General features: G+C 42.9%; 26 protein-coding genes. 14 read left to right on the top strand and 12 right to left on the bottom strand.

Annotated elements, in window-relative coordinates; genetic code table 11:
- Positions 1 to 48: 48 nt before the first annotated feature.
- Positions 49 to 282, bottom strand: coding sequence for a hypothetical protein (locus tag ICE88_RS07055; protein WP_216251034.1), 234 nt, complete (start codon positions 280 to 282; stop codon positions 49 to 51).
- Between the two features lie 375 nt (positions 283 to 657).
- Between ICE88_RS07055 and ICE88_RS07050 the strand changes: the two genes are divergently transcribed.
- Positions 658 to 1,749, top strand: a complete 1,092-nt coding sequence (locus ICE88_RS07050; protein ID WP_216251031.1) for an alkene reductase — start codon at positions 658 to 660, stop codon at positions 1,747 to 1,749.
- A gap of 209 nt (positions 1,750 to 1,958) precedes the next feature.
- Complete coding sequence (locus tag ICE88_RS07045; RefSeq protein ID WP_216251029.1) at positions 1,959 to 4,190, top strand: NADP-dependent isocitrate dehydrogenase; 2,232 nt, start codon at positions 1,959 to 1,961, stop codon at positions 4,188 to 4,190.
- A 74-nt stretch (positions 4,191 to 4,264) separates the two neighbouring features.
- Here ICE88_RS07045 and ICE88_RS07040 read toward each other — a convergent pair whose 3' ends face one another.
- Positions 4,265 to 4,687, bottom strand: a complete 423-nt coding sequence (locus ICE88_RS07040; protein ID WP_216251027.1) for a DsrE family protein — start codon at positions 4,685 to 4,687, stop codon at positions 4,265 to 4,267.
- Positions 4,688 to 4,885: 198 nt separating this feature from the next.
- On the opposite strand from ICE88_RS07040, the gene ICE88_RS07035 reads away from it, so the two are divergent.
- The 4 genes from ICE88_RS07035 to ICE88_RS07020 all read left to right on the top strand — a co-directional run bounded on the left by ICE88_RS07035 (position 4,886) and on the right by ICE88_RS07020 (position 8,901).
- Positions 4,886 to 5,683, top strand: coding sequence for an energy transducer TonB (locus ICE88_RS07035; RefSeq protein WP_216251025.1), 798 nt, complete (start codon positions 4,886 to 4,888; stop codon positions 5,681 to 5,683).
- 126 nt (positions 5,684 to 5,809) lie between these two features.
- Positions 5,810 to 7,111, top strand: coding sequence for a glycosyltransferase family 2 protein (locus ICE88_RS07030; RefSeq protein ID WP_216251023.1), 1,302 nt, complete (start codon positions 5,810 to 5,812; stop codon positions 7,109 to 7,111).
- Positions 7,108 to 8,055 carry a hypothetical protein gene (locus ICE88_RS07025; protein ID WP_216251021.1) on the top strand — a complete coding sequence of 316 codons (948 nt, stop codon included), beginning with the start codon at positions 7,108 to 7,110 and terminating at the stop codon, positions 8,053 to 8,055. The genes ICE88_RS07030 and ICE88_RS07025 overlap by 4 nt, the downstream gene beginning before the upstream one ends.
- Positions 8,056 to 8,061: 6 nt before the next feature.
- On the top strand, positions 8,062 to 8,901 hold the full coding sequence (locus ICE88_RS07020) for a GGDEF domain-containing protein (RefSeq protein WP_216251019.1): 840 nt from the start codon (positions 8,062 to 8,064) through the stop codon (positions 8,899 to 8,901).
- Between the two features lie 9 nt (positions 8,902 to 8,910).
- Here the strand turns inward: ICE88_RS07020 and ICE88_RS07015 are convergent, their stop codons facing one another.
- The 5 genes from ICE88_RS07015 to ICE88_RS06995 form a co-directional block, all read right to left on the bottom strand.
- A complete protein-coding gene (locus tag ICE88_RS07015; protein WP_216251017.1) occupies positions 8,911 to 9,906 on the bottom strand; it encodes an HD-GYP domain-containing protein in 996 nt (331 codons plus the stop codon).
- 89 nt (positions 9,907 to 9,995) lie between these two features.
- Positions 9,996 to 11,291 carry a DASH family cryptochrome gene (locus tag ICE88_RS07010; protein ID WP_216251013.1) on the bottom strand — a complete coding sequence of 432 codons (1,296 nt, stop codon included), beginning with the start codon at positions 11,289 to 11,291 and terminating at the stop codon, positions 9,996 to 9,998.
- Positions 11,292 to 11,359: 68 nt separating this feature from the next.
- Positions 11,360 to 11,827, bottom strand: a complete 468-nt coding sequence (locus ICE88_RS07005) for a DUF2452 domain-containing protein (RefSeq protein ID WP_216251007.1) — start codon at positions 11,825 to 11,827, stop codon at positions 11,360 to 11,362.
- A gap of 80 nt (positions 11,828 to 11,907) precedes the next feature.
- Complete coding sequence (locus ICE88_RS07000) at positions 11,908 to 13,323, bottom strand: 3'-5' exonuclease family protein (protein WP_216251004.1); 1,416 nt, start codon at positions 13,321 to 13,323, stop codon at positions 11,908 to 11,910.
- 23 nt (positions 13,324 to 13,346) lie between these two features.
- Positions 13,347 to 13,487: a hypothetical protein gene (locus ICE88_RS06995; RefSeq protein ID WP_180738118.1), complete on the bottom strand. Its 141-nt coding sequence runs from the start codon at positions 13,485 to 13,487 to the stop codon at positions 13,347 to 13,349.
- Between the two features lie 200 nt (positions 13,488 to 13,687).
- Here ICE88_RS06995 and ICE88_RS06990 point away from each other — a divergent pair, with 200 nt between their 5' ends.
- From ICE88_RS06990 to ICE88_RS06960, 7 genes are all read left to right on the top strand, one after another.
- Positions 13,688 to 14,065 (top strand): DUF4149 domain-containing protein, encoded by a 378-nt coding sequence (locus ICE88_RS06990; protein WP_216250999.1) that lies wholly within the window; start codon positions 13,688 to 13,690, stop codon positions 14,063 to 14,065.
- A complete protein-coding gene (locus ICE88_RS06985; protein WP_216250994.1) occupies positions 14,062 to 14,427 on the top strand; it encodes a hypothetical protein in 366 nt (121 codons plus the stop codon). Before ICE88_RS06990 ends, ICE88_RS06985 begins: the two co-directional genes overlap by 4 nt.
- 214 nt (positions 14,428 to 14,641) lie before the next feature.
- Entirely contained in the window at positions 14,642 to 15,262 is a 621-nt protein-coding gene (locus ICE88_RS06980; protein ID WP_216250991.1) for an alpha-ketoglutarate-dependent dioxygenase AlkB, read from the top strand.
- The gene (locus tag ICE88_RS06975) at positions 15,252 to 16,286 is read left to right on the top strand and encodes an NAD(P)/FAD-dependent oxidoreductase (RefSeq protein ID WP_216250989.1); all 1,035 of its coding nucleotides are present in this window, start codon (positions 15,252 to 15,254) and stop codon (positions 16,284 to 16,286) included. Before ICE88_RS06980 ends, ICE88_RS06975 begins: the two co-directional genes overlap by 11 nt.
- An 87-nt stretch (positions 16,287 to 16,373) precedes the next feature.
- Positions 16,374 to 16,649, top strand: a complete 276-nt coding sequence (locus ICE88_RS06970) for a SemiSWEET transporter (protein ID WP_216250986.1) — start codon at positions 16,374 to 16,376, stop codon at positions 16,647 to 16,649.
- Positions 16,650 to 16,663: 14 nt separating this feature from the next.
- The gene (folE, locus tag ICE88_RS06965) at positions 16,664 to 17,362 is read left to right on the top strand and encodes a GTP cyclohydrolase I (protein WP_216250983.1); all 699 of its coding nucleotides are present in this window, start codon (positions 16,664 to 16,666) and stop codon (positions 17,360 to 17,362) included.
- 252 nt (positions 17,363 to 17,614) lie between these two features.
- A complete protein-coding gene (locus ICE88_RS06960) occupies positions 17,615 to 17,818 on the top strand; it encodes a hypothetical protein (RefSeq protein WP_089516111.1) in 204 nt (67 codons plus the stop codon).
- A 69-nt stretch (positions 17,819 to 17,887) separates the two neighbouring features.
- On the opposite strand, the gene ICE88_RS06955 is transcribed toward ICE88_RS06960, so the two are convergent.
- Both ICE88_RS06955 and ICE88_RS06950 read right to left on the bottom strand, forming a co-directional pair.
- Complete coding sequence (locus ICE88_RS06955) at positions 17,888 to 18,520, bottom strand: 2-hydroxychromene-2-carboxylate isomerase (RefSeq protein ID WP_216250980.1); 633 nt, start codon at positions 18,518 to 18,520, stop codon at positions 17,888 to 17,890.
- A 10-nt stretch (positions 18,521 to 18,530) separates the two neighbouring features.
- A complete protein-coding gene (locus tag ICE88_RS06950) occupies positions 18,531 to 19,208 on the bottom strand; it encodes a TetR/AcrR family transcriptional regulator (protein WP_216250977.1) in 678 nt (225 codons plus the stop codon).
- A gap of 87 nt (positions 19,209 to 19,295) precedes the next feature.
- Here ICE88_RS06950 and ICE88_RS06945 point away from each other — a divergent pair, with 87 nt between their 5' ends.
- A complete protein-coding gene (locus ICE88_RS06945; protein ID WP_216250974.1) occupies positions 19,296 to 20,864 on the top strand; it encodes a 4-hydroxyphenylacetate 3-hydroxylase family protein in 1,569 nt (522 codons plus the stop codon).
- Positions 20,865 to 20,907: 43 nt separating this feature from the next.
- Here the strand turns inward: ICE88_RS06945 and ICE88_RS06940 are convergent, their stop codons facing one another.
- The 3 genes from ICE88_RS06940 to ICE88_RS06930 all read right to left on the bottom strand — a co-directional run bounded on the left by ICE88_RS06940 (position 20,908) and on the right by ICE88_RS06930 (position 23,823).
- Complete coding sequence (locus tag ICE88_RS06940; RefSeq protein ID WP_216250972.1) at positions 20,908 to 21,486, bottom strand: cytochrome c; 579 nt, start codon at positions 21,484 to 21,486, stop codon at positions 20,908 to 20,910.
- A 29-nt stretch (positions 21,487 to 21,515) separates the two neighbouring features.
- On the bottom strand, positions 21,516 to 22,766 hold the full coding sequence (locus ICE88_RS06935) for a sorbosone dehydrogenase family protein (protein ID WP_255535250.1): 1,251 nt from the start codon (positions 22,764 to 22,766) through the stop codon (positions 21,516 to 21,518).
- A 163-nt stretch (positions 22,767 to 22,929) separates the two neighbouring features.
- On the bottom strand, positions 22,930 to 23,823 hold the full coding sequence (locus tag ICE88_RS06930; protein ID WP_216250969.1) for an alpha/beta fold hydrolase: 894 nt from the start codon (positions 23,821 to 23,823) through the stop codon (positions 22,930 to 22,932).
- Between the last annotated feature and the right edge of the window lie 517 nt (positions 23,824 to 24,340).

Genomic DNA, 24,340 nt, shown 5'->3' with positions numbered 1-24,340 from the left:
AAAAAGCTCCTGATATTTCAGGAGCTTTTTTGTTTTATGAGCATCTACTTATTTAGCAGTGGCTTCGATCATGCAATTTGAAATATCTGAGAAGTATTTCAACGCAGTGCTGGTAGGCTCGATGTATTTTTTACGACCATCGGTTTCCACCACATAAGTCACCATGTTTTTGTCACGCAATTGCTTTAAGCGCGCATGCAAAGTCGCAGGCGATCCAATCTCACGCATCGCGATTGCATCACTGACCAAGAGGCGTTCACCACTTTTCCAATGAGTTGCCACTTCGTTTAGAAGCTGAGTTTCTGTGCATCTAGTTTAGGAAAGCTTGGTAGCTCTTCAATTGAGCGAACCAAGTTCAAAAACCTGAAATAGATTTCTTGCAAATCTTTGTTTTTCATTTATGTGTTGTCTCTAGGGCTAATAGTTTTAATTGTATTTTTGATTTTGTGTACAAATTATAGGCTAAGGAACTTACAAAAGTAATATAAGTGACATAAATGACGAATGAGGCTTTGAGGGTATGTTTTGATGGCCATTTTTTAATGGCTGTATGCCTAAGCGATTGTTATTTAATATGTTTTTAATCACTCGGTAAGCAGACTTATTAAAAACTTCTTAAAATAGCGCTCATCCAAACACTCTAAAAAGAAAAGAGACATGAAATTATTAACACCTGAAACCTTGGGGGCGATTGCCCTGCAAAATCGCCTAGTGATGGCTCCCTTGACCCGCATGCGTGCCACTGCTGGTGATGTACCCAGTGATTTAGCGGCCACCTATTACAGTCAACGAGCCAGCGCTGGCTTGATCATTACCGAGGCTTCTCAAATTTGTCCTTTGGGTAAAGGTTATCCAGGCACTCCTGGTATCTATAGCGACGAGCAAATGAAGGCTTGGCAAAAGATCACGGCTGCCGTGCACGCCAAGAACGGAAAAATCGTGATGCAGTTATGGCATGTGGGCAGAATTTCTCATTCTTCTTTACACCCTGAAGATGGCTTGCCAGTAGCTCCTTCTGCAATTGCTCCAACAGGTCAGGTGTACACAGCTTCTTGGCAATTGGCTGATTATGAAACTCCACGTGAATTAGCCGTCTCTGAAATCCCTGCGTTGCTTCAAGCTTATAGCCATGCCGCGACAGTCGCAAAGCAAGCTGGCTTTGATGGTGTTGAGGTTCATGCCGCAAACGGTTACTTGCTGGATCAGTTCTTACAAGACTCCAGCAATCAACGCCAAGATCAATACGGTGGCAGTTTTGCCAACAGAACGCGCTTGTTGTTAGAAGTTCTTGATGAGGTGATACAGGTATGGGGCAGCGATCGTGTGGGTGTGCGCCTTTCTCCTTACGGCACATTCAATGACATGTCAGACAAAGATCCCGTTGGCTTATTCACGCATGTGATCGAGCAATTAAATCCATTGAACTTGGCTTATTTGCACATGATTGAGCCCCGCTCAACCAGTGCTGGCGGCAACGATGAAGTGGCCAAGGATGTTCCAAGTACTTCAGCCTTGTTCAAAAAGCTTTTCAAAGGCAAAGTCATCATGGCAGGCGGTTACGATAGAGACAGCGCAGAGGCAGCAGTCACATCAGCTCAGGCTGATGCAGTGGCTTTTGGCAGACTTTATATCTCCAACCCTGACCTGCTAGAGCGTTTTGCCCAAAATGCGGCATTAACCCCTTACGACCGCTCAACTTTTTACGGTGGCACTGAAAAAGGTTACACAGATTACCCTGCTTTGACTTAAGACAAAAAAGCTCTTGATACCCTGTAAAAGCCCTGTTTTATCAGGGCTTTTACCTATTTGGGGAGCCTATTTTCATTAAAAATCAGGGTGCAGGGTTTTACTTAGCCCAAATAGGTAAGGATAATCAAAGATTCGACGATTAAAATCGCTTTCGAATTTGCTACACCTTGAGTATCAGACGGACATCTATAAAAAGAGGACAAAGAAGAATGAGCAAGGAAAAATCAACAATCATCTACACATTGACGGATGAAGCCCCATATTTAGCAACCGCTTCCTTTTTACCCATCATCAGAACTTTCACAGCACCAGCTGGTATTGACGTTGTTGAAAGTGACATTTCTGTTGCGGCTCGTATCCTTGCTGAATTTCCAGATTTCCTTTCAGACGAACAAAAAGTTCCTAACAATTTAAGCGCATTAGGCAAACTGACTTTGTTGCCTGATACGAACATCATCAAGTTGCCGAATATTTCTGCAGCTTTAGGTCAGTTAACAGCCGCCATCAAAGAATTGCAGTCTCAGGGTTACAAGATTCCGAACTACCCAGAGAACCCACAAACAGAAGAAGAAAAAGCGATTCGTGCGCGTTATTCAAAATGTTTGGGCAGCTCAGTGAACCCTGTGCTTCGTGAAGGTAACTCAGATCGTCGCGCACCAGCAGCTGTGAAGCGTTATGCACGCAATAACCCACACTCTATGGGCAAGTGGAGCCAAGCTTCTAGAACTCACGTGTCACACATGCACGGTGGTGATTTCTACTCCAGCGAAAAATCAATGGTCATGCCTCAAGCCTGCGACGTGCGCATGGATTTGGTGACTAAATCAGGTAAGACAGTTGTTCTGAAAGAAAAAGTTTCTCTTTTAGAAGGCGAGATCATCGACAGCATGTACATGAGTAAAAAAGCTTTGTGCAAGTTCTATGAAGATGAAATCCAAGACGCATACGAAACACGCGTGATGTTCTCATTGCACGTGAAAGCGACCATGATGAAGGTGTCTCACCCAATCGTGTTCGGTCACGCTGTGAAGATTTTCTACAAAACTGCTTTTGAGAAACACGGTGAGTTGTTCAAGCAATTGGGCGTGAACCCAAATAACGGTTTGAGCAGTGTTTACGAGAAGATCGCAAGTCTTCCAAGCTCTAAGCGTGAAGAGATCATCAATGACTTGCACGCATGTCATGAGCACAATCCAGAATTAGCGATGGTGGATTCTGCCAAAGGTATTACTAACCTTCACTCACCAAATGACGTGATCGTTGATGCATCTATGCCAGCGATGATTCGTGCGGGCGGCAAGATGTGGGGTGCTGATGGTCGTTTGAAGGACACCAAAGCAGTGATGCCTGAATCAACATTTGCTCGTATCTATCAAGAGATGATCAACTTCTGTAAGACGCATGGCAATTTTGATCCAGTGACCATGGGCAGTGTGCCCAACGTGGGCTTGATGGCTCAACAAGCTGAAGAGTACGGCTCACACGACAAGACTTTTGAAATTGCAGAGCCAGGTGTTGCACGCATTGTGACCTTGGATGGCACTGTGTTGCTTGAGCAGAATGTGGAAGAAGGCGATATTTGGCGCATGTGCCAAGTGAAAGACGCTCCAATCAGAGATTGGGTGAAGTTGGCTGTGACTCGTGCACGTCAATCAAATACTCCAGCAGTGTTCTGGTTAGATGAGTACCGTCCTCACGAAGCTGAGTTGATCAAGAAAGTAACTAGATACTTAAAAGATCACGACACCACAGGTTTGGATATTCAGATCATGTCTCAAACACGTGCGATGCGTTACACATTAGAGCGCATCATTCGTGGCAAAGACACCATCTCTGTCACGGGTAACATTTTGCGTGACTACCTCACAGACTTGTTCCCAATTCTTGAATTAGGTACTTCAGCCAAGATGTTGTCTGTTGTGCCTTTGATGAATGGTGGCGGCCTATTTGAAACTGGTGCCGGCGGTTCAGCGCCTAAGCATGTGAAGCAATTGGTTGAAGAGAACCACTTGCGTTGGGACTCATTGGGCGAGTTCTTGGCCTTGGCAGTTTCGATTGAAGATGTGGGCATCAAGAAGAACAATCCTAAAGCTAAGATTTTGGCCAAGACTTTGGACGAGGCCACTGGTCAATTGCTTGAGAATAGAAAATCACCTTCATCAAGAACAGGTGAACTAGATAACCGTGGCAGCCAGTTCTATTTGGCACTGTACTGGGCACAAGCTTTGGCTGCTCAAACAGAAGACAAAGAACTACAAGCTCACTTTACTAAGTTAGCTAAGCAGTTAAAAGACAATGAAGAGAAGATTGTTTCTGAGTTAGCAGTTGTTCAAGGTAAGTCAGTTGATATCGGTGGTTACTACAAGCCAGATCTTAAGAAGCTTGAACAAGTGATGCGCCCTAGCGCAACACTGAATCAAATCATTGATTCTGCTAAGTGATTTAGATAAGCAGTAATAAAAAGGGCCGCATCAGCGGCCTTTTTTATTGGTTTAGTTTTAACCTTATTTTTAGTTTAAGGCTTCAAATACGCGTAACGCTCTTTGGCTTGCAAGTTAGAAACTTCTGCAACGCCTGAAGGAACAATCTTAGCTTCCATGATGACTTGCTCTTTAGGAATTTTTCTTGAAACCAAGGTGTTGTTACAAACTCTGAACTCAACACCCTTGCTCACCAAGTCACCAATCGATGCGGAAAACTTTGAACCAGACATGTTCTCAGCACCTTCAAGTAAAAAGTCGATACCAGGGCCGTGAGTCACTACAACGATTTTTGCTTTTGGATCAGCATTCAAGTGATTGCGAATATTACCAATCGCACGACTGGCTTGTTGCACACCTTCGTTCACGTGATAAACAATTTTGACTGATTCTGAAAAAGCATGTCCTGAGAAAACCACGAATGACATGGCTGTGATTAGTTTGATTAATTGCTTCATAACACTCCCTCGATTTTTATTAAAAACACTTAGTAAGAGAAACTAAGTATTAGTGATGAATAAATTAAATTGAAGTAAAACTTTATTTATTGGTCTAACAATGAACCAAACTACCGATAAAATCAAGACCCATCGATAGATAAGATAGTTATTAACTAATCCTAAATGCTCTTCACCAAAAAACCATCAAGATTTCAGATGGGACTTCTTATATCTCTGGCATTTCATTTAATTTTGATTGTTGTGGGATTGAGCTATCAAGAAAACAATCCCATCAAATCAAAGCCTTTGAATGAGGTGGTACAAGTCAAACTTGAGCCTGAGCAAAAGAAAGAAGAGAGAAAAGAAAAGAAACCTGAAGAAGAACAAACTCTGGTTTTAAATACTCAAAGAGTAATACCCGAAGAGAAGAAGTTGGCTTACATGGATGCGCCACCAGCACCATCCGCTGAAGAGTGGCAAAAAGCTTCCACCTATACCTTGAAGAACAGCAAGCGCTATCGCCACAATTGGGGACAACAAGTGCGCAGCATGATGGGAAGATCAGTAGAAGGACCCGATCAAGGCATGGTGCGCTTTCATATTGAGATTGCCGCTAACGGCAAGCTATCAAAGTTAGAGACGCTTTGGTCCACATCTCCTGTTGCTGAGAAGCTAGCGCGTCAGGCGATTGAAAACATGCCGCCTCTGCCACCCATTCCCACCGGAAAACCGCTGATCTTCCAGAAAACCATTTCATTCCAACCCGTGGATGATGGTTGGCCTCCTATTTATAAGTACGATTGTTTGCCAGATCCACCAACTTTCAAGAACCCATTTGCCTGGGATGGCAAATCAGCACCCGTAGCGGTTCAGCAAAAGGTGGCTGATGGTTCTAAACAAGAGATGCCAACGGATTGCCCCGCCAGTGAAGACGATACGATTGAGGCTGAAGCTGCAGACATGAAGCGTCAGTTTGAAATCTGGGGCTCGAGTCGCTTGAACCCCAAAAAGTGATTTATTTATCAAATTCATATGTTTTTGATGTGGCTTTAAATTAAATGTGTTTTATTTGATTTAAACGTTTCTAATTTATAGAAATTAGGTTCATACTGGGCGCATAACATCCTAAAAAGAGCATGTATGTACCTGAAAGTTAATACTAAATTTCAATTAGCCTTATTCGTTGCGATTCTTTGGGCTGGCTTCTCTGTGTGGGCATCCCAATTTTGGTTTGCCGATCTCTCAGCAGTGATTGGCTGGTTCCTTGCTGGATTTTTGATTTTATTCATCGCAGTTGTGCCAGGCTTTATCAATGCCTTCATGGTTTTTAGCTTGATGATGGATAAAAGGCCTGTTCGCAAACATCTAGATAGTTATCCCCCCATCACTATTTTGATTGCAGCTTATAACGAAGAAGCTGTCATTCCAGATACTTTTGAAAGTATTGCAAAACAAAATTATCCGGGAACTCTTGAAGTCATTTTGATCGATGATGGTTCCAAAGATCAGACCCATGCCGTGTGCAATCAACTGACCAGCAAATATCCTTGGTTGCGATGCATTCAGCAAGAGACCAATCAAGGTAAATCTGAAGCGCTGAACAGAGCTCTCGCCATGGCTAGTCATGAGCTAGTGATTACCTTGGATGCAGACTCCTATTTATACAAAGACGCATTACTTAGAATTGTGGAACGCTTCCACAGTGATCCTGCTAATACCTGCGCGGTTGCTGGCACGATCATGGTTCGTAATTCTCGTCAAAACTGGATCACTCAATCACAAGAGTGGGATTACTTTCAGGGGATTGCCACCGTTAAACGGGTGCAATCTCTCAATCAAGGCACCTTGGTGGCACAAGGCGCATTTTCTTTGTATAAAAAATCAATCGTTCTTGAGTTAGGCGGTTGGCCAAAGACTGTCGGTGAGGACATTGTGCTGACTTGGGCCATGCTCGAAAAAGACTATCGCGTGGGCTATTGCGAGGATGCAATTGCTTTCACAATCGTGCCAAGTACTGTCTCAGGTTTTATTCGACAAAGACAGCGCTGGGCCAGGGGCATGATTGAAGCATTCAAATACCATCCAAAAGTATTGTTCAGGAAGCGCTTATCTACTTTCTTCATTTGGTGGGATCTGCTGTTTCCAGCCATGGACGTTGCTTTTACTTTTGGCTTCTTGCCAGGCTTGATCTTAGCCATGTTTGGTTACTTTTGGATTGTTGGACCAATGACTCTGACACTTTTGCCATTGGCTCTGATCATCAATTCCGTGATGTACCGCATTGAAGAACAAATGTTTATTGAGCAACACTTACGTGTGCGTCGTAATGCTTTAGGATTTTTTCTTTATATATTGCCCTACAGCTGTATTTTGCAACCAGCTGCAGTTTGGGGTTACATCACAGAGATATTTGGCACAAAAAAAACTTGGGGCACAAAATGAAAAACAAACTAAGAACCCCCGCACTTTTAACCACGCTTATTTGTGCAGTCCTCACACCAAACTTGATCCATGCTCAAAGCAATGAGTCTTGGGGTTTACTGAGCCCAACGATCAGCGCCTATAGTGACAATGATCAGTTCAAAGCTGTCAAAGCAGGCATTGGTTTATTGCCGCTTTACAAAGATGGTCAACATTACACAGGCATCCAAGCCCTGCATCACAGCTTTGAACAATATGAGTGGAAAAAAGATGCCTCTCAAGTAAGCTTGGTGAGTGAGTCGATTGATCCAAAGAATGGTTTAGGTCACAAGGTCAATCTTGGTGTGAATCAATTGGGCAATCACACCCTGGTGAATGCTGACATGAACTACGCCATGTCTCTTCGAGAAGGCACCAATGCTGAATTGTTTTACAACCGTGACTGGGTTGAGACAAGAAACTCTCTCGACAGGGGTATCAAATATGACTATTACGGCGGCAGTTTAGAGCAGCGTCTTGCCGAAGGATGGACAGTCATTGGTCTTTTAGGGCAACACCGTTTCTCTGATAACAACACCCGAAACCATATTCGCGGTAAGTTGATTTACGACTTGCTACCCGAGCAAGGCATCAATCTTCAGCTAAGACATCGTCAGTATCGCAACAGTCAACAAGAAAATAATGGCAACTACTTCAACCCCAATGAATACGAAGAACAGATGGTGGCAGTGGCCATGCGTCAAAAGGTTCAAAGCTGGATGTTGTCTGGCTTGATTGGTGTGGGTCGTCAAAAAGTGAATGAGGATCCTCGCACCAGCACTCATTTGTATGAGTTAGAAGCCAACAGCCCCATCAACAAGTCGATTGTTTTTAAAAGCAAGTTAGGCTATGGTCAAAGTGCCACCTTCAACGGCCCAGACTACAAGTACAGATACTTGAACACCAGCCTGATCTTTAGCTTCTGATCGATCATGAAAACACTAGCAATCCTACTGTATTCACTTTCTCTGACTCTTCAGATAGGCGCCAGTTATCAATCATTCAGATTAATCAATATTGTCAATAAATACAAAATCACTTGCATTGCTTTAAGTGCCGCACTGACCATCATGATTGGTCGCCGAGTGGTACCGTTGATCAATGTCTATGAATACTCAGTTTATGACATCAAAGATGCTTTTTTATCAGTGCCAATTTCCTTATTGTTGTTCATTGGGGTTTTTGGTATCAAGGCAGCCTTGAGTGAAGTTCGTAAAGAGAATTCTGCTTTAGAGATTTTGAATGCCACGGATTCTTTAACACTGGCACTGACTAAAAAAGAAACCTATGTGCGCCTTAAAAGAGAAATCAGTCGCGGGCAAAGAAGTCTTCACCCCTTGGCCTTTCTGATGCTTGACATTGATTACTTCAAGCGTATCAATGATCAGTATGGTCATATGGTTGGTGACACAGTATTAAAGAACTTGTCTTTATTCTGTCAGCATAAATTAAGAGATATTGATGTATTTGGTCGTTTTGGTGGCGAAGAGTTTTTGATTGCTTGCCCAGAAACTGATACCAAAGCTGCCCTTGAGATTGCAGAAAGACTTCGTGAAGCTATTTCAAAAAATTATTTCGCAATCGTCAACGGTGAAGAAATCACCTTAACAGTGAGTATCGGGATATCTATCTTTGATCCAAAACAAGTGAATCATGATTCTTTAGATCTTGCGATGGATCTTTATATCGACTATTCCGATAAAGCGATGTACTGCGCTAAAAATGCAGGCAGAAATCAGGTCAAGTTATTTGATGATGGGATGATGGCTTAGCTGCTTTGATCAAACCGCTGGAAACTCGTAATTGTCTTGTCTAAATAGCTTTAAACAAGCATCTACCACCCGTTCATCGAACAAGCTTCCTTTGCCACTCTCAATTTCAGCGAGTGCCTTATCAAGACCTAAGGATGTTCGATAAGGTCGGTTGTGTGACATGGCTTCAACGGTATCAGCCACGGCCAAAATTCTGGCTTCCATGATGATGGCGTCACCTTTGAGTTGATTCGGGTAACCAGCACCATTGATTCTTTCGTGATGCTGATAAATGGTTTGAGCCAGAGGCCATTGAAAATTAATATCTTTGACGATATCAAAACCAGTTTGAACATGCTTTTGGAGGGCTTGTATTTCGTAAGTTTCCAAAGGTGTAGGCTTGGTGAGTAATTCCGCAGGCACACCAATTTTCCCAATATCATGGATCAAGGCACTTAATTTAAGGCCTTCAACAACATTCACGGGCAGGTTCATTTGATTGGCAATGGCTACGCACAGATGTGCCACTCGTAATTGATGTTGGTAGGTATAGGGATCACGAGCCACAATAGTCTTGGTCAGTGCATCAACTACCTCGTACATATTAAGAGCCAAGTCTTGCTGATATTTAATTAAACAGCCTTCAGCATTTTTTCTATCGGTGATATCTCTGATATTGCACTGAATCACTCGCTCACCATTCACACCGTAGGCATTACTGACGAATTCAACACTGATGATTTTTCCAGATTTAGTGCGAAGTGGCAGATCACTGTATTTAATGTAGCCTTCTTGCTTAAGAGTTTCAAAAGCTTTCAAAGATGCCAATTTATCGACCATGGCGCCGATTTCCCAAAGCTCCATGCCAATCAGTTCTTCTTTGCTGTAGCCCAGCATTTCGATTAGATAAGGGTTCACATCTTGAATGCGACCACTTTCAAAATCTAAGATCAAAATGCCGTCGTAGGCTGTTTCAAATAGGCGTCGATAACGCAGATTGGTTTCTTGTGAAGAGATTGGTGACATATCTAATCTTCGGCTGAAGAGGTGTTTTTGTCAATGAATACTTTTGCGCCAGGTCAATGGAAACGCTTTGAAACTACTTTAAAGATTCATCAAAGCCAAAGTGATCTGTAAGCCTTATCCGAGTCGTGATCATCTGCTTGTTTCTTTGGATTAAAGCGCCGACCTCCCCGCGGATCTGTGCCTCTGCCGGCAATGTATAACCAATTCCCCTGATTGCTATAAACATCGTAATCAATCAACTGCGATTCGAACCAAGCAGCTCCCGCTCGCCAATCGCAATTGAGGTCATAGATCAAATAACTAGCAACCACTTGCCTTAATCGGTTAGACAGATATCCCGTTGCATGTAACTCTCTCATGCCTGCATCAACGATTGATTCACCTGTGTTACCTGCGCACCACTTCTCAAAGCATTTTGGGTTGTGTTGCGGCGGGGGTGCATCACTAAGCCCCCTGGCATGGTAAAGAGCACTGCCCCACTTCAAATGCAAGACTCTGAAATAGTCGCGCCAGAGAAGTTCAAACCATAGCCAGTAACTGCCTTCATTCGCTCCAAACTCAGCCTCGAATTCTTTTAACTGAGTCATGACGATTCTTGAAGACAAACACCCATTGGCTAACCATGGTGAGAATTTACTTGAGTAGTCTTCACCAAACAATTCATTGCGTGTTTTTTTATAGGTATGAGGTAAGCGTTTTTGAAGGTATTGATGAAGATGTTGTTTGGCATGTGACTCACCGCCTCGGAATGATTCTTTCCAATACGGGAATGAACTTTGAGTACTCAAGGCAATGTTACTCGGTGATACTTCAAGAGCTTGCTGATGTTTGAATTCATCAGGTAGTGGGGGAATGGCTTTGGGTGCTGATTTGGGTGGCGTGAAGAGATGCTTTCTTTTTTCAATTTGAATACGAAATTGTGTGAATTGCTCAGGCATTTCATCGACTGAAAAAGGCAGCTCACCCGGGTCAATCATGGTTGATTGCCAAGTCGCATGAATAGGTATGCCCAAATCCTTACCTAACGCCTCAATCAAAGCGAGTTCGTTTTGCTCCTCAGGGGCAGCAATCTCTTCACAGTAGATAGCATCAACCTGCAGTTGCTTGATTAAATCTTGAAGCACATAGGTAGGCTCACCTTCAAACAAACATAGTTCAGAACCTTTGGCTTTGAGTTGCTGATTCAAATCATTGAGAGAATCATTCAAGAAATAACTGCGGTGAATTCCCTCCCGAGGGAATCCCCATTTTGTTATTTTTTGATTTTCAGGGGACCTGCAATAGATGGGGATTAAAAACTGACTTTCAGAGCAGGCTTTAGAGAAAGCCGGATTATCTTCAAGCCTGAGGTCTTGCCGAAAAAGGTAAACCGAAGTTTTGTGCATCCTGAATTAGGAATTAGTGATGATGAATCAGGAATTGAGATTTAAGCGAATTGCCTAATCAGCCCTGATCAACCCTTAAGTAAAGCTAGATCGACTGGATTACTTTCTGGTTTTAACTCTTGCTCGAGCTCTTCCCAAGTACTGTCGCCTAATTTTTTGACACTCAGCTTAAATGTCCAGTGCTCTGGAATACCACAGGTCCACTCATCAGGCCCCGTCTGAATCAAGACATTGGTTTGTTGACGGTGATCAAAGTACAAGTGATAAATCTTGCCATGCAATGGATTGAATGAGAACTTAGCAGCATGCACTTGTTCAGTGACATCAAGTCTGGATTGCAAAGCTTTGGCTTGCTTCATCAAGACATTGGCTTGCTCCATGATGCGATCGTATTCATGCTTGGCATTCTGACGAGCCACATTGACAGCCTTGTCTTTTTCTTCGGTGACTTTAATAGGCGCGAAGACAGGCGACCCCACTTCCATCGGATATTCAATACTGGCATGTCTGGCTGGATCGGTATCTTCAATGCGCATTTGAATCCTTGTTTTGTCTCGCCTTATTAGCTTTATTCGCTTTTTGCCATTTATTTGGCGTTTTTATAATTATAAGAACTTTAAGGATTTGTTGCTGAGAGCTTCCTCAGTGGCAGGATTTGGCTTTTAAAGCTGCCCTGAATGGCTTTTTTGAGGATTTTGTAAATATCCAGATCAAATTCAGCATCGCCCAGGTGCATCAACTCTTCCAACTCGCTCTCATTGATAGCTGATCCCAAATAGCACCAACGATCAACGACGTGCATTTGCTCACCCTCTTTAATCGCAATGGGCCCCTTGTATGGCCAGACTTGAACCCTGAATAACTCCAGAGCGGTTTTTAGTTGCAGGTTATGTAAGCTGATGGGTGATTGACCAATGCACGCACCCCCACATTGTTTGATTTGATAGCCAAAACAAGACTTGCCCGCTATGCGTTTTTCAAGACCAAGCAATGCTTCACATAAGCGATGCTTTTTAGCGATTGCCTTCAAATAAGCATTGGCTTCTCTTTTACTGTAAAAGAGACCAAATAGATCATCTTGTAGCCCCGGAAGTAAATCTCGATGATTCACCAGCGTTGGAATCAGAGCACCCTCTTCATTCTCTTGGACTTTCCAGGCACAGAGATCTTTTGAGCGGCGCAGCTTGATGTTCATGCTTGGCATGCGCTCTTTGATTAGCTTTGATTCAAGCAATAAAGCTCCTAGCTCACCGCTGGTCTCTATCCAATCAATGTCTCTGATCTGCATGGATAGTTTCATTTCTTTGCGCTGAGTCAGCGCCGACTGAAAATGACCCATGACCCTGCTGCGCATCGTGATGCTCTTACCGATATAAATAGGTGCTTTGTTCTCACCATAAAAAATGTAGCATCCTGGCTTTTCAGGTATTTCATCGATCATGGCTTTGTCAATATTGGGCGGCAGGCTGGCATGGCCAATCAATTGATTAAGCGCTGCTCTTAGTTGGGTCTTACCAAATTTCGCTTCGCAGATTCTCCAAAACTGAAGAAGTAGATCAGCATCGCCTAAGGCGCGATGTCTGGCGCTGACATTTAAACCATGAGTCTGGATGATGGTGTCTAAGTTATGCCTAGGCTGGTTGGGAAATAACAACCTTGATAATTTAACGGTGCATAAGACCTTTGGCTTGAAATCAATCCCAAGTCTTTTGAATGAGGCTTTTAAAAAGCCATAGTCAAAGCGTGCGTTATGAGCAATGAATATCTTGCCCTCTAGTTTTTCTAGGATTTGTCTGGCAAGTTCATCAAACGGTGGTTGATGCTGCACCATCTCGGGACGAATGCCTGTCAACGCTTGAATATTTTGGGGTATGAATGTGCCTGGATTGATCAGGCTTTCCCAAGTTTCTTGATGGTCACCAGAGACTAGCTTGATACCAATCTCTGTGATTCGGTCCCTATCAAAATTCGACCCAGTCGTTTCAATATCGACAAAGGCCAAATCTGGATAATCTTGGTGATCATGATGCATAGGGAAATACTGCTAATGAATGATTATTTATCAGTGTCCTGTTGAGACATTCTCTGACAGCTGCGTTCCCTAAAATCAACCATGGTGTGATAACCCATTTGATAGCAAGCGCAATGCTTGCCCAAAATCCAGCGCGCGAGTTTGATGCGTAATTGTTGAATCATGTTTGTCACCTGTTAATTCTTGTTGGTATTGCCTCTAATTTAGCCGATAAACCGAAATACTGCTGAGCTCTATCCGCAATTTGGAGTCAGGCTGAGGCAGGTTTTATGGGTATATGCGGGCTGCAAGCAAAAATCTAGTAAATCTATTAAATTGGGGTGTCGATTTATTCACACGCATCTTTTAATGAAAGCCGATTCCTATGATTGCTAACTACCTTATTGCTGCCATGGTTGGCATCATGCTTTTCTTCACCGTGGTGGTGGCTCCAACGGTGTTCAAGGTTCTACCCGTCGAATGGTCTAGCAAGTACGTCAGGAACTTTTTTCCAAAATACTATGCCTCATTGGGCATTTTGACGGTGATCAGTGCTTTCTTGGCGCAAAGCTCTCATGCTCAATATTTACTGATTGCTTGTGCGATTTTATTTGGTTTTACTCTGTTTTATTTGACCGGAAAAATCAATCAAGCAAAAGATTTAGGACTGCATAAACAGTTTCATATTCTTCATGGCTTGAGCGTGGTGATCAACCTCGCTCAGTTAGTTGCTTTTATTTACCTGTTGGTGGTTTCATTATGAAAAAATTTATTCGTTTTACACCAGCGTTTTTCTTGCTATTTTCAGACCTGGCATTCAGCCAGCCTACGAGTATCACGAGCTTTAAGAAGAGCTATCAAGAAAGTTGCATCCAAGAACAGCTCAAACGTCATGCGGGTGTTAAAGGCTTAACATCAGAACAGTTCACTGCTCATTGCGCATGCACTTCAACCCAATTGAGCAATAGCTTGAACACCAGTGAAATTGAGACCTTGAACAACAATCAAACAAGGCCAAGTTGGTTCAAGCAAAAAGAATCAGCCGCAGCCAAATCTTGTTTGATGCAAGAGCCTAAGATTCAGGTGAGGTTTTTGGATTTTCGTTTGAATCAGGTGTTGGGCTGACCAATGGTTTGAGTGGTGGATGGCACATTTTTTCGCCATCCCATACCTGACCACACCAACACTCACCTTGAGCATTGATGATGCAGACTCCTGAACCACAACAGCGCTTATCTGAACTCAACTTAGATTCCCTTCCTGAATTACTCTTGGTGGATACAAGACCACCAAAATCAACTTATTTAAGATGTTAATCTTTTTTAGCTAGTCACGCTTGATGAAACAAATTTCCCTGATGAATGATCTTGATGAAGCCCTCACCATCTTGTCCAAAGATGGTGAGGTGACCTATCACAAAGATTTTTATTCAGAATCGGAAAGCAAGCAATTGTTTGAGGAACTGCTCAAGGGCTTGAATTGGCAATTTGATGAACTAGCCATGTTTGGCAAGAAAATCACTACTACCAGGAAGGTTGTTTGGGTTGCTGATTCAGATCTTTCTTATACCTATTCTGGGGTTAAAAAGAATCCTCAAGAGTGGTCTGCGCCCCTCTTGGGCATTAAACAGAGGCTGGAATCTTTCTGTGGCCATCAGTTCAACTCTTGCCTGCTCAATCTTTACCATCATGGTGATGAAGGAATGGGTTGGCACAGCGACGATGAGAAGGAGTTGGATCAAAACTCTCCGATCGCATCACTGAGCTTTGGCGGAAGAAGAAAGTTCTCTTTTCGTCATAAGAAGGATTTCAGCAAAGCGTCCCTATTTTTAGACGATGGCAGTCTCTTACTGATGCAACCTCCAACCCAAACCTACTGGCAGCATGCTTTGATTAAAACCAAGGTAGCTGTAGAACCACGAATCAACTTAACTTTTAGAAAAATAAAGCATGCAAGCTGAATCAAATAAAAAACCATCTGTGGCAGTGATTGGTGCTGGTATTTCAGGGGCTGCTTGCGCCCTGAAGTTACAGTCATTGGGATTTGATGTCCAAGTCTATGAAAAGAGCCGCGGCGCCAGCGGTCGCTTGAGCACACGCCGCACAGAGTCATGGTCAGCAGATCATGGAGCGCAGTATTTCACGGCCAGAGACCCTCTTTTTATAGAAGAAGTCAATCTCTGGATTGAGTTAGGCCTGGTTGCGCAGTGGCAGCCAAAACTAGGTGTTTATAAAGAAGGTTCTTGGTCAGAAAGTCTTTCTCAGGACAAACGTTTTGTTGGTATTCCTGAAATGACAGCACCAACCAAGCATTTGGCCAAGCAGTTATCAGTTCAGTATGAAACCACTATCTGTGGAATGGAGAAAAGTCTCCAGGGCTGGGCTTTGAGTAGCTTGGAACATGGCCCTCTATTGAAGCAGTTTGATATGGTTGTTTTGGCTATTCCATCACCGCAAGTTGAGACACTACTTAAAAATGTCACAGGACAAGTATCAAATCTTGATAAAGCATCAAAGATTGCAAATGATTCCAAGATGAAATCCTGTTGGACGATGATGGTTCATTTTCCGCACCAAAGTTCTTTTCAATTTGATGCAGCTTTTATCAATCAAGAACCGATCGCTTGGATTGCCAGAAATAGCACCAAGCCAAAACGAGGTGGCCTGGATTACTGGACAGTTCATGCCAGCCCTGAGTGGAGTGATGCGAACCTAGAACTGGCAAAAGAAGATGTTAGTGCTGAGTTAATGGCTTGCATGGGGAAGCTTGGCTTTAATACTTTAGATGCCCAAGTGACCATGCATCGTTGGCGTTATGCCAGCGGTGGTCTTGAAGCAATGATTGAGTATCACTATTCACCAGTGGATGGCCTTGGCTTTTGTGGAGACTGGCTGCATGGAGGTCGAGTTGAGGGGGCTTGGTTAAGCGGCATTAAATTAGCCAACAGAATCAGTACTCATTGTGCTTCGCATCAGAATAAATAACCCTTTGAATAGCCGACAAGCAAGAAAACAAGAATTCCTATACATTGGTACTAGATTTCAATTAAAGCCTTCAAAGGATTAGTTTCAATGGATTTTGACAACTTGCTTGGCTTCATTGCAGCCACCATCACCACCGCTGCTTTTATTCCACAAACCTATCGCTCAATCACCACCAGAGATTTATCGGGTATTTCATTGGGCATGTATGCCACGTTTACTTTTGGAATTATTCTTTGGATCATTTATGGCGTTTTAATAGGCAGTGGTCCGATCTTGGTCGCTAACATCATCACATTTGTTTTATCAGCGACTATTTTGTATTTAAAAATTCAGCACCTGATGGCACACCGCCAAGGTGATTAAAATAAGGCCACATCATGAGTGAACCAAAGCCAAGTAAGCAACAACCTATTTCTGAAGTCATCCGTGCGCGCTTGAAAGCAAGCAAGGTCCGCTTCCATGCGAATGACAATATTGCTGCACATATAGAGCCAGGTGAATTAGATGGTTTGGTCGATGAAGTGTCTGAAAAAGTACAAGCTTTGCTTGAAAGCTTGGTGATTGATACAGAGAATGATCACAACACCAGAAATACCAGTCGTCGCGTGGCAAAGATGTATGTGAATGAAGTCTTCAATGGCCGTTATGTGGCGCCGCCTGCTTTGACTGACTTTCCGAACATCAGCCGTCTTAATGAGCTGATGATCATTGGCCCTATCACCGTGCGCAGCGCCTGCTCGCACCATCTTTGCCCCATCATGGGCCGTATTTGGATTGGGGTACTACCTGACAAAGACTCTGCATTGGTTGGCCTATCGAAGTACGCTCGTTTAACTGAATGGGTGATGTCTAGACCTCAGATACAAGAAGAGGCTGTGGTGGAACTCGCGAACATGCTTGAGCAAAAGCTAAAGCCTGCTGGCTTAGCCGTGGTGATGGAAGCTGATCACTTCTGCATGCAATGGCGTGGTGTCAAGGACAATGATTCGAAAATGATCAACAGTGTGATGCGTGGTGAGTTTTTAGAAAACTCTAATTTGCGCAGAGAATTTTTGTCTTTGATTGAGAAAAGATAAGTTTTCTTTGTTCAGATTTTATCGAGAGTTGGCCTTGATGAAGCTCAGCACGTCATCGTAAAACTGCCTGATTTTTCTTGGTAAATAGGTGACCATTTTAAAAAAATTCATTTTTTTGATTGCTCACTTTGAGTAATTTGGATTTCACTGTCAATATAACGCTTATTACAAAAAAACAATTTATTCGCAATACGCTACAGAAACAATGATGCTTAATTTTTTTGATCAGCATTTTTATGAAAGTTATTTGAATTGATATTCATTGAACACAAAACAGAGGTTTTTGAGTTTGAGAATCTAGATCAAGCCATGGAATGGGCAAAAGCATTGGGTGAATTTGTAACGATTCATGCAAATGGGCTCGAAATTGTCGGAAAGTTCGGTTCTGACGGGATTTCTGATGGTAAGTTATCTAATGGCGAACCCTACACATGGAAGAAAAGACGCAGAAGTTAATCCAATAAAAATCTATTTTTACTAATAATAAGAATTAGTGATCTTAATTTTGCGCTGTTACTATCAAGATTATTTTTCTATCAGCGGATTGATGATTGAGTGTACTTCTTGATATTCTTTTTCAGAAAACATCTCCGGTTTAGTCAGATACTCCAGAATCCAGTCGATTGAATCAACCCCCCAAAATATTTGCTGATCAATTCTTATGCTCGGCACACCAAATACACCATGATTAGCAGCGGTTTGCGTTGATTCAATCAAAGCTTTCTTGATATTTTCATCTTGTGGTTTTGGGGTGTTTTTAGGTAATCCAATTGCCACACAAAACCCTTCCCATTCAAGCTCTGGATCATGCCCCTGCCCCCAGACAAAATCAAAGGCTTTATCAAGCATGGCCAAATCAGCATTGTTCTGAAGTAACAAGCGCTGCGCTGGCGCTGATGCAAAGGGATGACGTTTGGGAAATTGAAACGACAGATTTAGTTTTTGAGCTTTCCACACACAAAATTGATAGGTGTAGATTCGCTTCTCAGAAACTTCAGCCGGCCCCCTGTTATCTTGAAGTCTCAATAAGCCAGGGAAAAAGATAGGTACAGGAATGAGCTGTAATTTATCTTCTAAAATTTTTCTTGATTTTAGAAATAAGTAAGCATACGGTGAAATGATGTCGTAATAGAAATAAGCTTTTAGTTTCATATTCATAAATAAAAAGTTAACTTCTTCCTTTTTTTCCGATCGCAATTCGCTCCACTACCTGCGTTACATATATAGCGCAGAGTTTTGCGGAATTCTCTTGGAACATTCTGATGCGATGTGTATTTTCCAAAATCAGTAAACCTACGCATTGCGCGAAAAAAGCGGTTACTTCCTCTTTAGCAATCTTAGGAGACGCACCTATTTCGATTAAAGCATGCTCTAAATGCAGCAATGAATCCCTGAGCCTGGTGTTTAGTTTTGTATTTAGTTCTGGTGTTAAACCATAAGGTCTAGCGCCACCAAATAAATAAAATCCAAGATCAAGATCTCTTGGATTTGAAGCGTAGAACTCATAGAATCCCAATGCGGATCTCTCTACCTTTTGAACTGATGATTTGGCGCTAGCTATGCTATTGCTGACAGCTTCATTTAAACGCTCTAATGATTCTGCCAATAAAGCGCCGTAGATTTCTTCTTTAGAAGTGAAATATGAATAAATTGCACCTGGCGTATATCCAGCTTGTTTAGCAATTTCTCTGACGTTAGCCCCTTCCAAACCATGCTCCTCAAATACTTCTTTGGCTGCTGCCAAGATATGGGCTTTCTTAGCATCACTGACCAGCGCTTGGCGGCCTTTACGTGCCTCAAGCACCTTTTCTTTACTGGAATCTTCTAAGTTGGTTTTTTGTCTCATGTTCCTTATTTTACCTAATTTTGAACAATTGACAATAAATTAAACAATGTTTAATATTTAAGAAACAATTGTAGGAAAGTCAAAGCCATGTTGATGTCAGCCAAAGAATATGAAGAATCACTTCGCCAATACAAACCGAAAGTATTTGTGGACGGACGTCGCATTGAATCGGTTGTAGATGAACCTTCATTGCGCCCTGGCGTGAATGCCGTTGGCTTAACTTATGACTACGCTCTTCGCCCAGAATATGCGCCGATCATGACCGCGACTCAAAATAGCACCGGAGAAGTTATTAATCGATTTGTGCACATTAATACAAGTAGCGGCGACCTATTAAACAAACTAGAAGCTGTTCGTCTTGTATGTCAGGAGACGGGTTGCGCTCAACGCTATCTCACTCATGATGCATTAAATGCGATTCATCAAGTGTCTGCACGAATCGATGATGCAAAAGGCACAACTGAACATCGCGAAAAGTTTGCGGCCTATCTTCACGATGTACAAAAGCGCGACTTAACTCTTGGTATTGCTATGACAGATGCCAAAGGTGATCGCAGCAAGCGCCCACACGAGCAAGGAAATATTGACGCTTATGTCCATGTCACTCATCGCGACGGTAAAGGTATACGTATTTCAGGAACAAAGGCAATCGTCACTGGTGCACCATACATGCATGAGTTTTTGGTGATGCCGTGTAGAAATATGAATAAAGAGGATGCGGACTTTGCTGTTTGCTGTGCCGTCCCGGTTGATGCTGAAGGCATCACCATTGTTGCTCGTCCTGCAGGTCGTCCAGGTGAAAAAGCAGCCTTATTTTCAAATAAGTATGGTCAATCTACTGGTGTTGTCATTTTTGAAAATGTCTTCGTCCCTTGGGACAAAGTCTTTTACGCTGATGAATGTGAGCACACTGGTTATATGACATATAACTATGCCACTCACCATCGTCATAGCTGTATTGGTGCGCGAGCTGGATTTGGAGATTTGTTAATTGGTGCTGGGGCACTGATGTGTGAAGCAAATGGATTTGATCCTGGTGAAGAACATCACTTACGCGATCAAATGGTTGAGCTCATTAAAATTACTGAAGGCTTTTATGCTTGCGGCGTAGCTGCCTCTGTTTATGCAACTGAAGACATTCCTGCTCAAAGCTTTGTGCCTGATCCTGTTTTTTCAAATATCGGAAAACTATTATTAGCCACACAAATTTATGACATGCATAAGATTGCTCATTATGTGTCCGGTGGATTAATTGTGGCATTACCAGGGCCTGATGAAGATCACAATCCTGAAACTGCTGCGAAACTTAGCGATGTACTTCGGGCCAACCCAAACATACCTTATGACAAGCGCATTGAAACTGCGCGCTTCATTGAAGATTTAACAGCTTCTTATCAAGGCGGCTGGTATTCAGTGATCAGCTTACATGGTGGAGGCTCACCGGAAGCGATGAAACGTGAAATCTATCGTAATTATCCGTTGGGCTCAAAAGTTAAACTGGTTGAACGCTTGCTAGATAGAGGATTAAGCAACGACCCTGATCGCGCTATCACACAAAATACACAAGCAGGAAAATGCTGTACTCAAGGGTGCACGGTTCCTGGAGCGCCAGTGATGGTTGATCTTCCTGAACCAGTTAAAAAAGATACTCTTTAATCAGAGGGATTAGTGCCATGAACTGGCCAAGCCTAAGATAGTCTTACTTTAATTGCGAGAGGTAGTGGGCAATGGCTTTTAAATCATCATCACTCATACCGTAGAGTGATGCGGCCATGATCGTATCTCTGCCGGTGGCTTGATTAGAACGAAACTGTTTCATGCTGTAAAAGAGGTAATCCTCTCTTTGAGCAGCAATGCGTGGCATTTGGTCTCTACCAACATAGTTGGGCAAATGGCAGGTTCCGCATAGAGCCTCTTTTGAAATGATTTGACCCTTATTAAATAAAGCTGTGTTCATATCACCTGCTTGAGACACAGCCGGACTACTGCTGTAAAACTTAGCAATCGCAACTATTTCCGCATCACTGATTCCATCAAGCTGACCAGTCATGGCGGGAATATTGCGCATACCCTCACGAATCATCACCATTTGGTTTTCTAGAAAAGTCTTGGGCTGCCCTGCTAAAGATGGGGTACCTGCAATCTTAGAATTACCATCAGCTCCATGGCAAGCACCGCAGACCTGAATCTTGGATTTAATGTCTTGCGCAAACGAAAGCGACGCTGCGCTAGAACAAACAAGTCCTAAAGCTAACGTCGCTATTCGTAAATACTGCATAACAATACGGCTAATTATTTATCTACTAATTACTTCTTTTTGTAAGTCACTCGATAAATTGCACCTAATTGCTCATCAGAGATTAACATAGAGCCATCAGGCATCTGCAATAGATACGCTGGACGACCCCAGAATGATTGGTCTGCTGGGTTCATAAAACCAGTGATGAATGGAGTAACTTTGGCATTTTTGCCATCTGCACTCGATTTAACCATCACTACGTCATAACCAATTTTTTGATTACGGTTCCATGAGCCTTTACGTGCCACGAAAGCTGCATTTTTATATTCAGCTGGGAACATATTGCCGGTATAAAACTTCATGCCCATCACCGCAGCGTGAGGTCCCATTAAAGCAACAGGTTGCTCAACGCCTGCACATGGATTGTCCTTCTTCATAACGTCATCAGGAATGTTTCCTTGATGGCAATGAGGGAAACCATAATTTAGACCAGTTTTTTGCATGCGGCTGAGTGTGTCATTAGGTTTATCGTCACCCATCCAGTCGCGACCATGGTTGGTGAACCATAGCTGCTTGGTAACAGGATGCCAATCAAAGCCAACACTGTTACGCACTCCTCTTGCCAACACTTCCATGCCAGATCCATCTGGGTTATAGCGACGAATTTGTGCATATTCTTGGGTTGGTAACTCACAAATATTGCAAGGTGCTCCGAATGGAACATACAACTTACCGTCCGGTCCAAATGCAATGTACTTCCAGTTGTGATGTTGCTCAGGAGGTAAATTAAATTTAGCTGTTAAATCAACTGGTGCAACCGTTGGATTTTTTTCAATGCCATCGTAGCGAAGCACTTTGTTAATAGCCATCACATACAAAGAGCCATTCTTGAATGCAACGCCAGCCGGCTGAACTAATTTATCAACCACCACGCGATTGGTACGCTCTTTACCGTTATCACTTAACTCATACACACGACCAATTGCTCTGGTACCGATGTAGATCTTGCCGTTATCGCCTCTGGCCATAGCACGTGCGCCAGGCATACCAGTTGCCCAAACTTCAATTTTGAAACCAGGAGGTAATTTCAATTTATCAATTGGAATTTCGCTTGCCGGTGTAACAGTCATCTTGCCTGCCATAGGGGCTAGCTTTGAGCTGGCCATATCAGGGCCCATGCCCTGCTTCCATGCAGGTGCAGGAGCTGCTGCCTTAGGCGCTTCAGCTTTAGAGCTTGAATCAGTTGCACAGCCTTGCAATGCTAAGAGTGATGAGGCAATCACTGTCATGGATGCCAATGAAATAGATCGTTGTTTCATGTTTGTCTTCCTTCTTTTTATGACTTGGTTTTATTAGAGAGTCAGCTCTCTTAATTTAATCCCTTTTAGTCCAAATGGATACAGTCCAAGATTATGGTTTTTACCTAGATGATCGCAATAAATTGGCTGTGGAGCGAACAAACCATCTTATGGTCGAGTCAGATTATTTAAAAAACTCTTTGGCTTCCCGGAATAGAAGATCAGGAATTTCTTCGGGAATGTAGTGCCCTGATGGCACAGCATGGCCAGACACAGTGTGAGCCACTTCAGCCCAGTCTTTTAATGGGTTGAAACACTGATGAACGAGCCCATGCTCGCCCCATAAGATATGAACTGGCATGGCGAGTTTGTGTTGTCGATCACGATCATGTTGATCATCAATCAAATCAATCGATGCTGCAGCACGATAATCCTCGCACATCGCATGAAGGCAAACTGGATCACTGACACCCTCTAAATATTCTTGCCAACATTCTGGTGTAAAGATACCGGTTCCCGCGTGACGGCCCATGTGATTTTTAAGCCAAAACTCTGGGTCTGCCCCAATCATTGTTTCAGGAATAGGATGGGCTTGAGTCAAGAAAAACCAATGCCAGTATCCCTTGGCGAATGACATCGTCGTTTGAGAGTACATCGTCAACGTAGGAGAAATGTCCAATAGCATCAGCTTTAAAACACTCTCAGGGTAATCGACTGCCAAGCGATGGGCTACTCGGCCTCCACGGTCATGCCCAAGAACATAAAACTGGTCAAAACCCAATGCATTCATCAATGCATACTGATCGCCTGCCATGACCTTTTTTGAATATGTTTTATGGTCGGGAGTAGATTGAGGTTTTGAAGATTTTCCGTATCCCCTTAGATCAGGAACGATCACCGTATAGAACTGCGCCAACTGAGGAGCGATTCGATGCCAAATTGCTTTGGTTTGAGGAAAGCCATGTAGTAACAAAAGTGGTGGGCCATTGCCACCAACCAAACAAGACACCTCAATAACACCATCCACAACCTCTAGTTGTATTTGGCGGTTCTGAAACTCAGGAAATGTCACTGTCATGATTAAATGAATTTAGCAGAAATAGCAAAAGTTTGTTAGCCAAGGATTTAGCAGTGCAGTACTTGTGCCCGCTGACAGTTTTTATTTTTATTGATTGTTGAGGCTTTGAATTTGGCCTGCCCAGCACGATTCGAACGTGCGACCTACGCCTTAGAAGCTCAGAAATTTGATGATTTCAACAGTGCTTTCAATATGTTAGACCTGGTCAAATCAAGTGTGGTTTTTGCAGTGAATTTACTGGTATTTAATGGCATTTAATAGTGGTCATATGGCATCGACAGCTGTTGTATGCGATGAATGTGGTAATTCAGCAAGTTCTTAACTGGACCAATGGCAGTTGTCGGGAATCCCGACAACTATGAATATCCAAAACATCTAAAAATTGCCTAAGTCTTTACAAATTAAACAGTTAACGGCCCTAGCATTAAATACTTTTCTATTAATACTCCAACAATCTTAGATACCTTAAAAGTATAAGAAAGATACTAAATCAGTGTTGGACTGACTTTTTTAAGGC

Source organism: Polynucleobacter sp. AM-26B4 (assembly GCF_018882285.1).
Lineage (GTDB): Bacteria > Pseudomonadota > Gammaproteobacteria > Burkholderiales > Burkholderiaceae > Polynucleobacter.
Note: the sequence above shows the minus strand (reverse complement) of the source record. Positions and strands in the feature narration are given on the sequence as shown.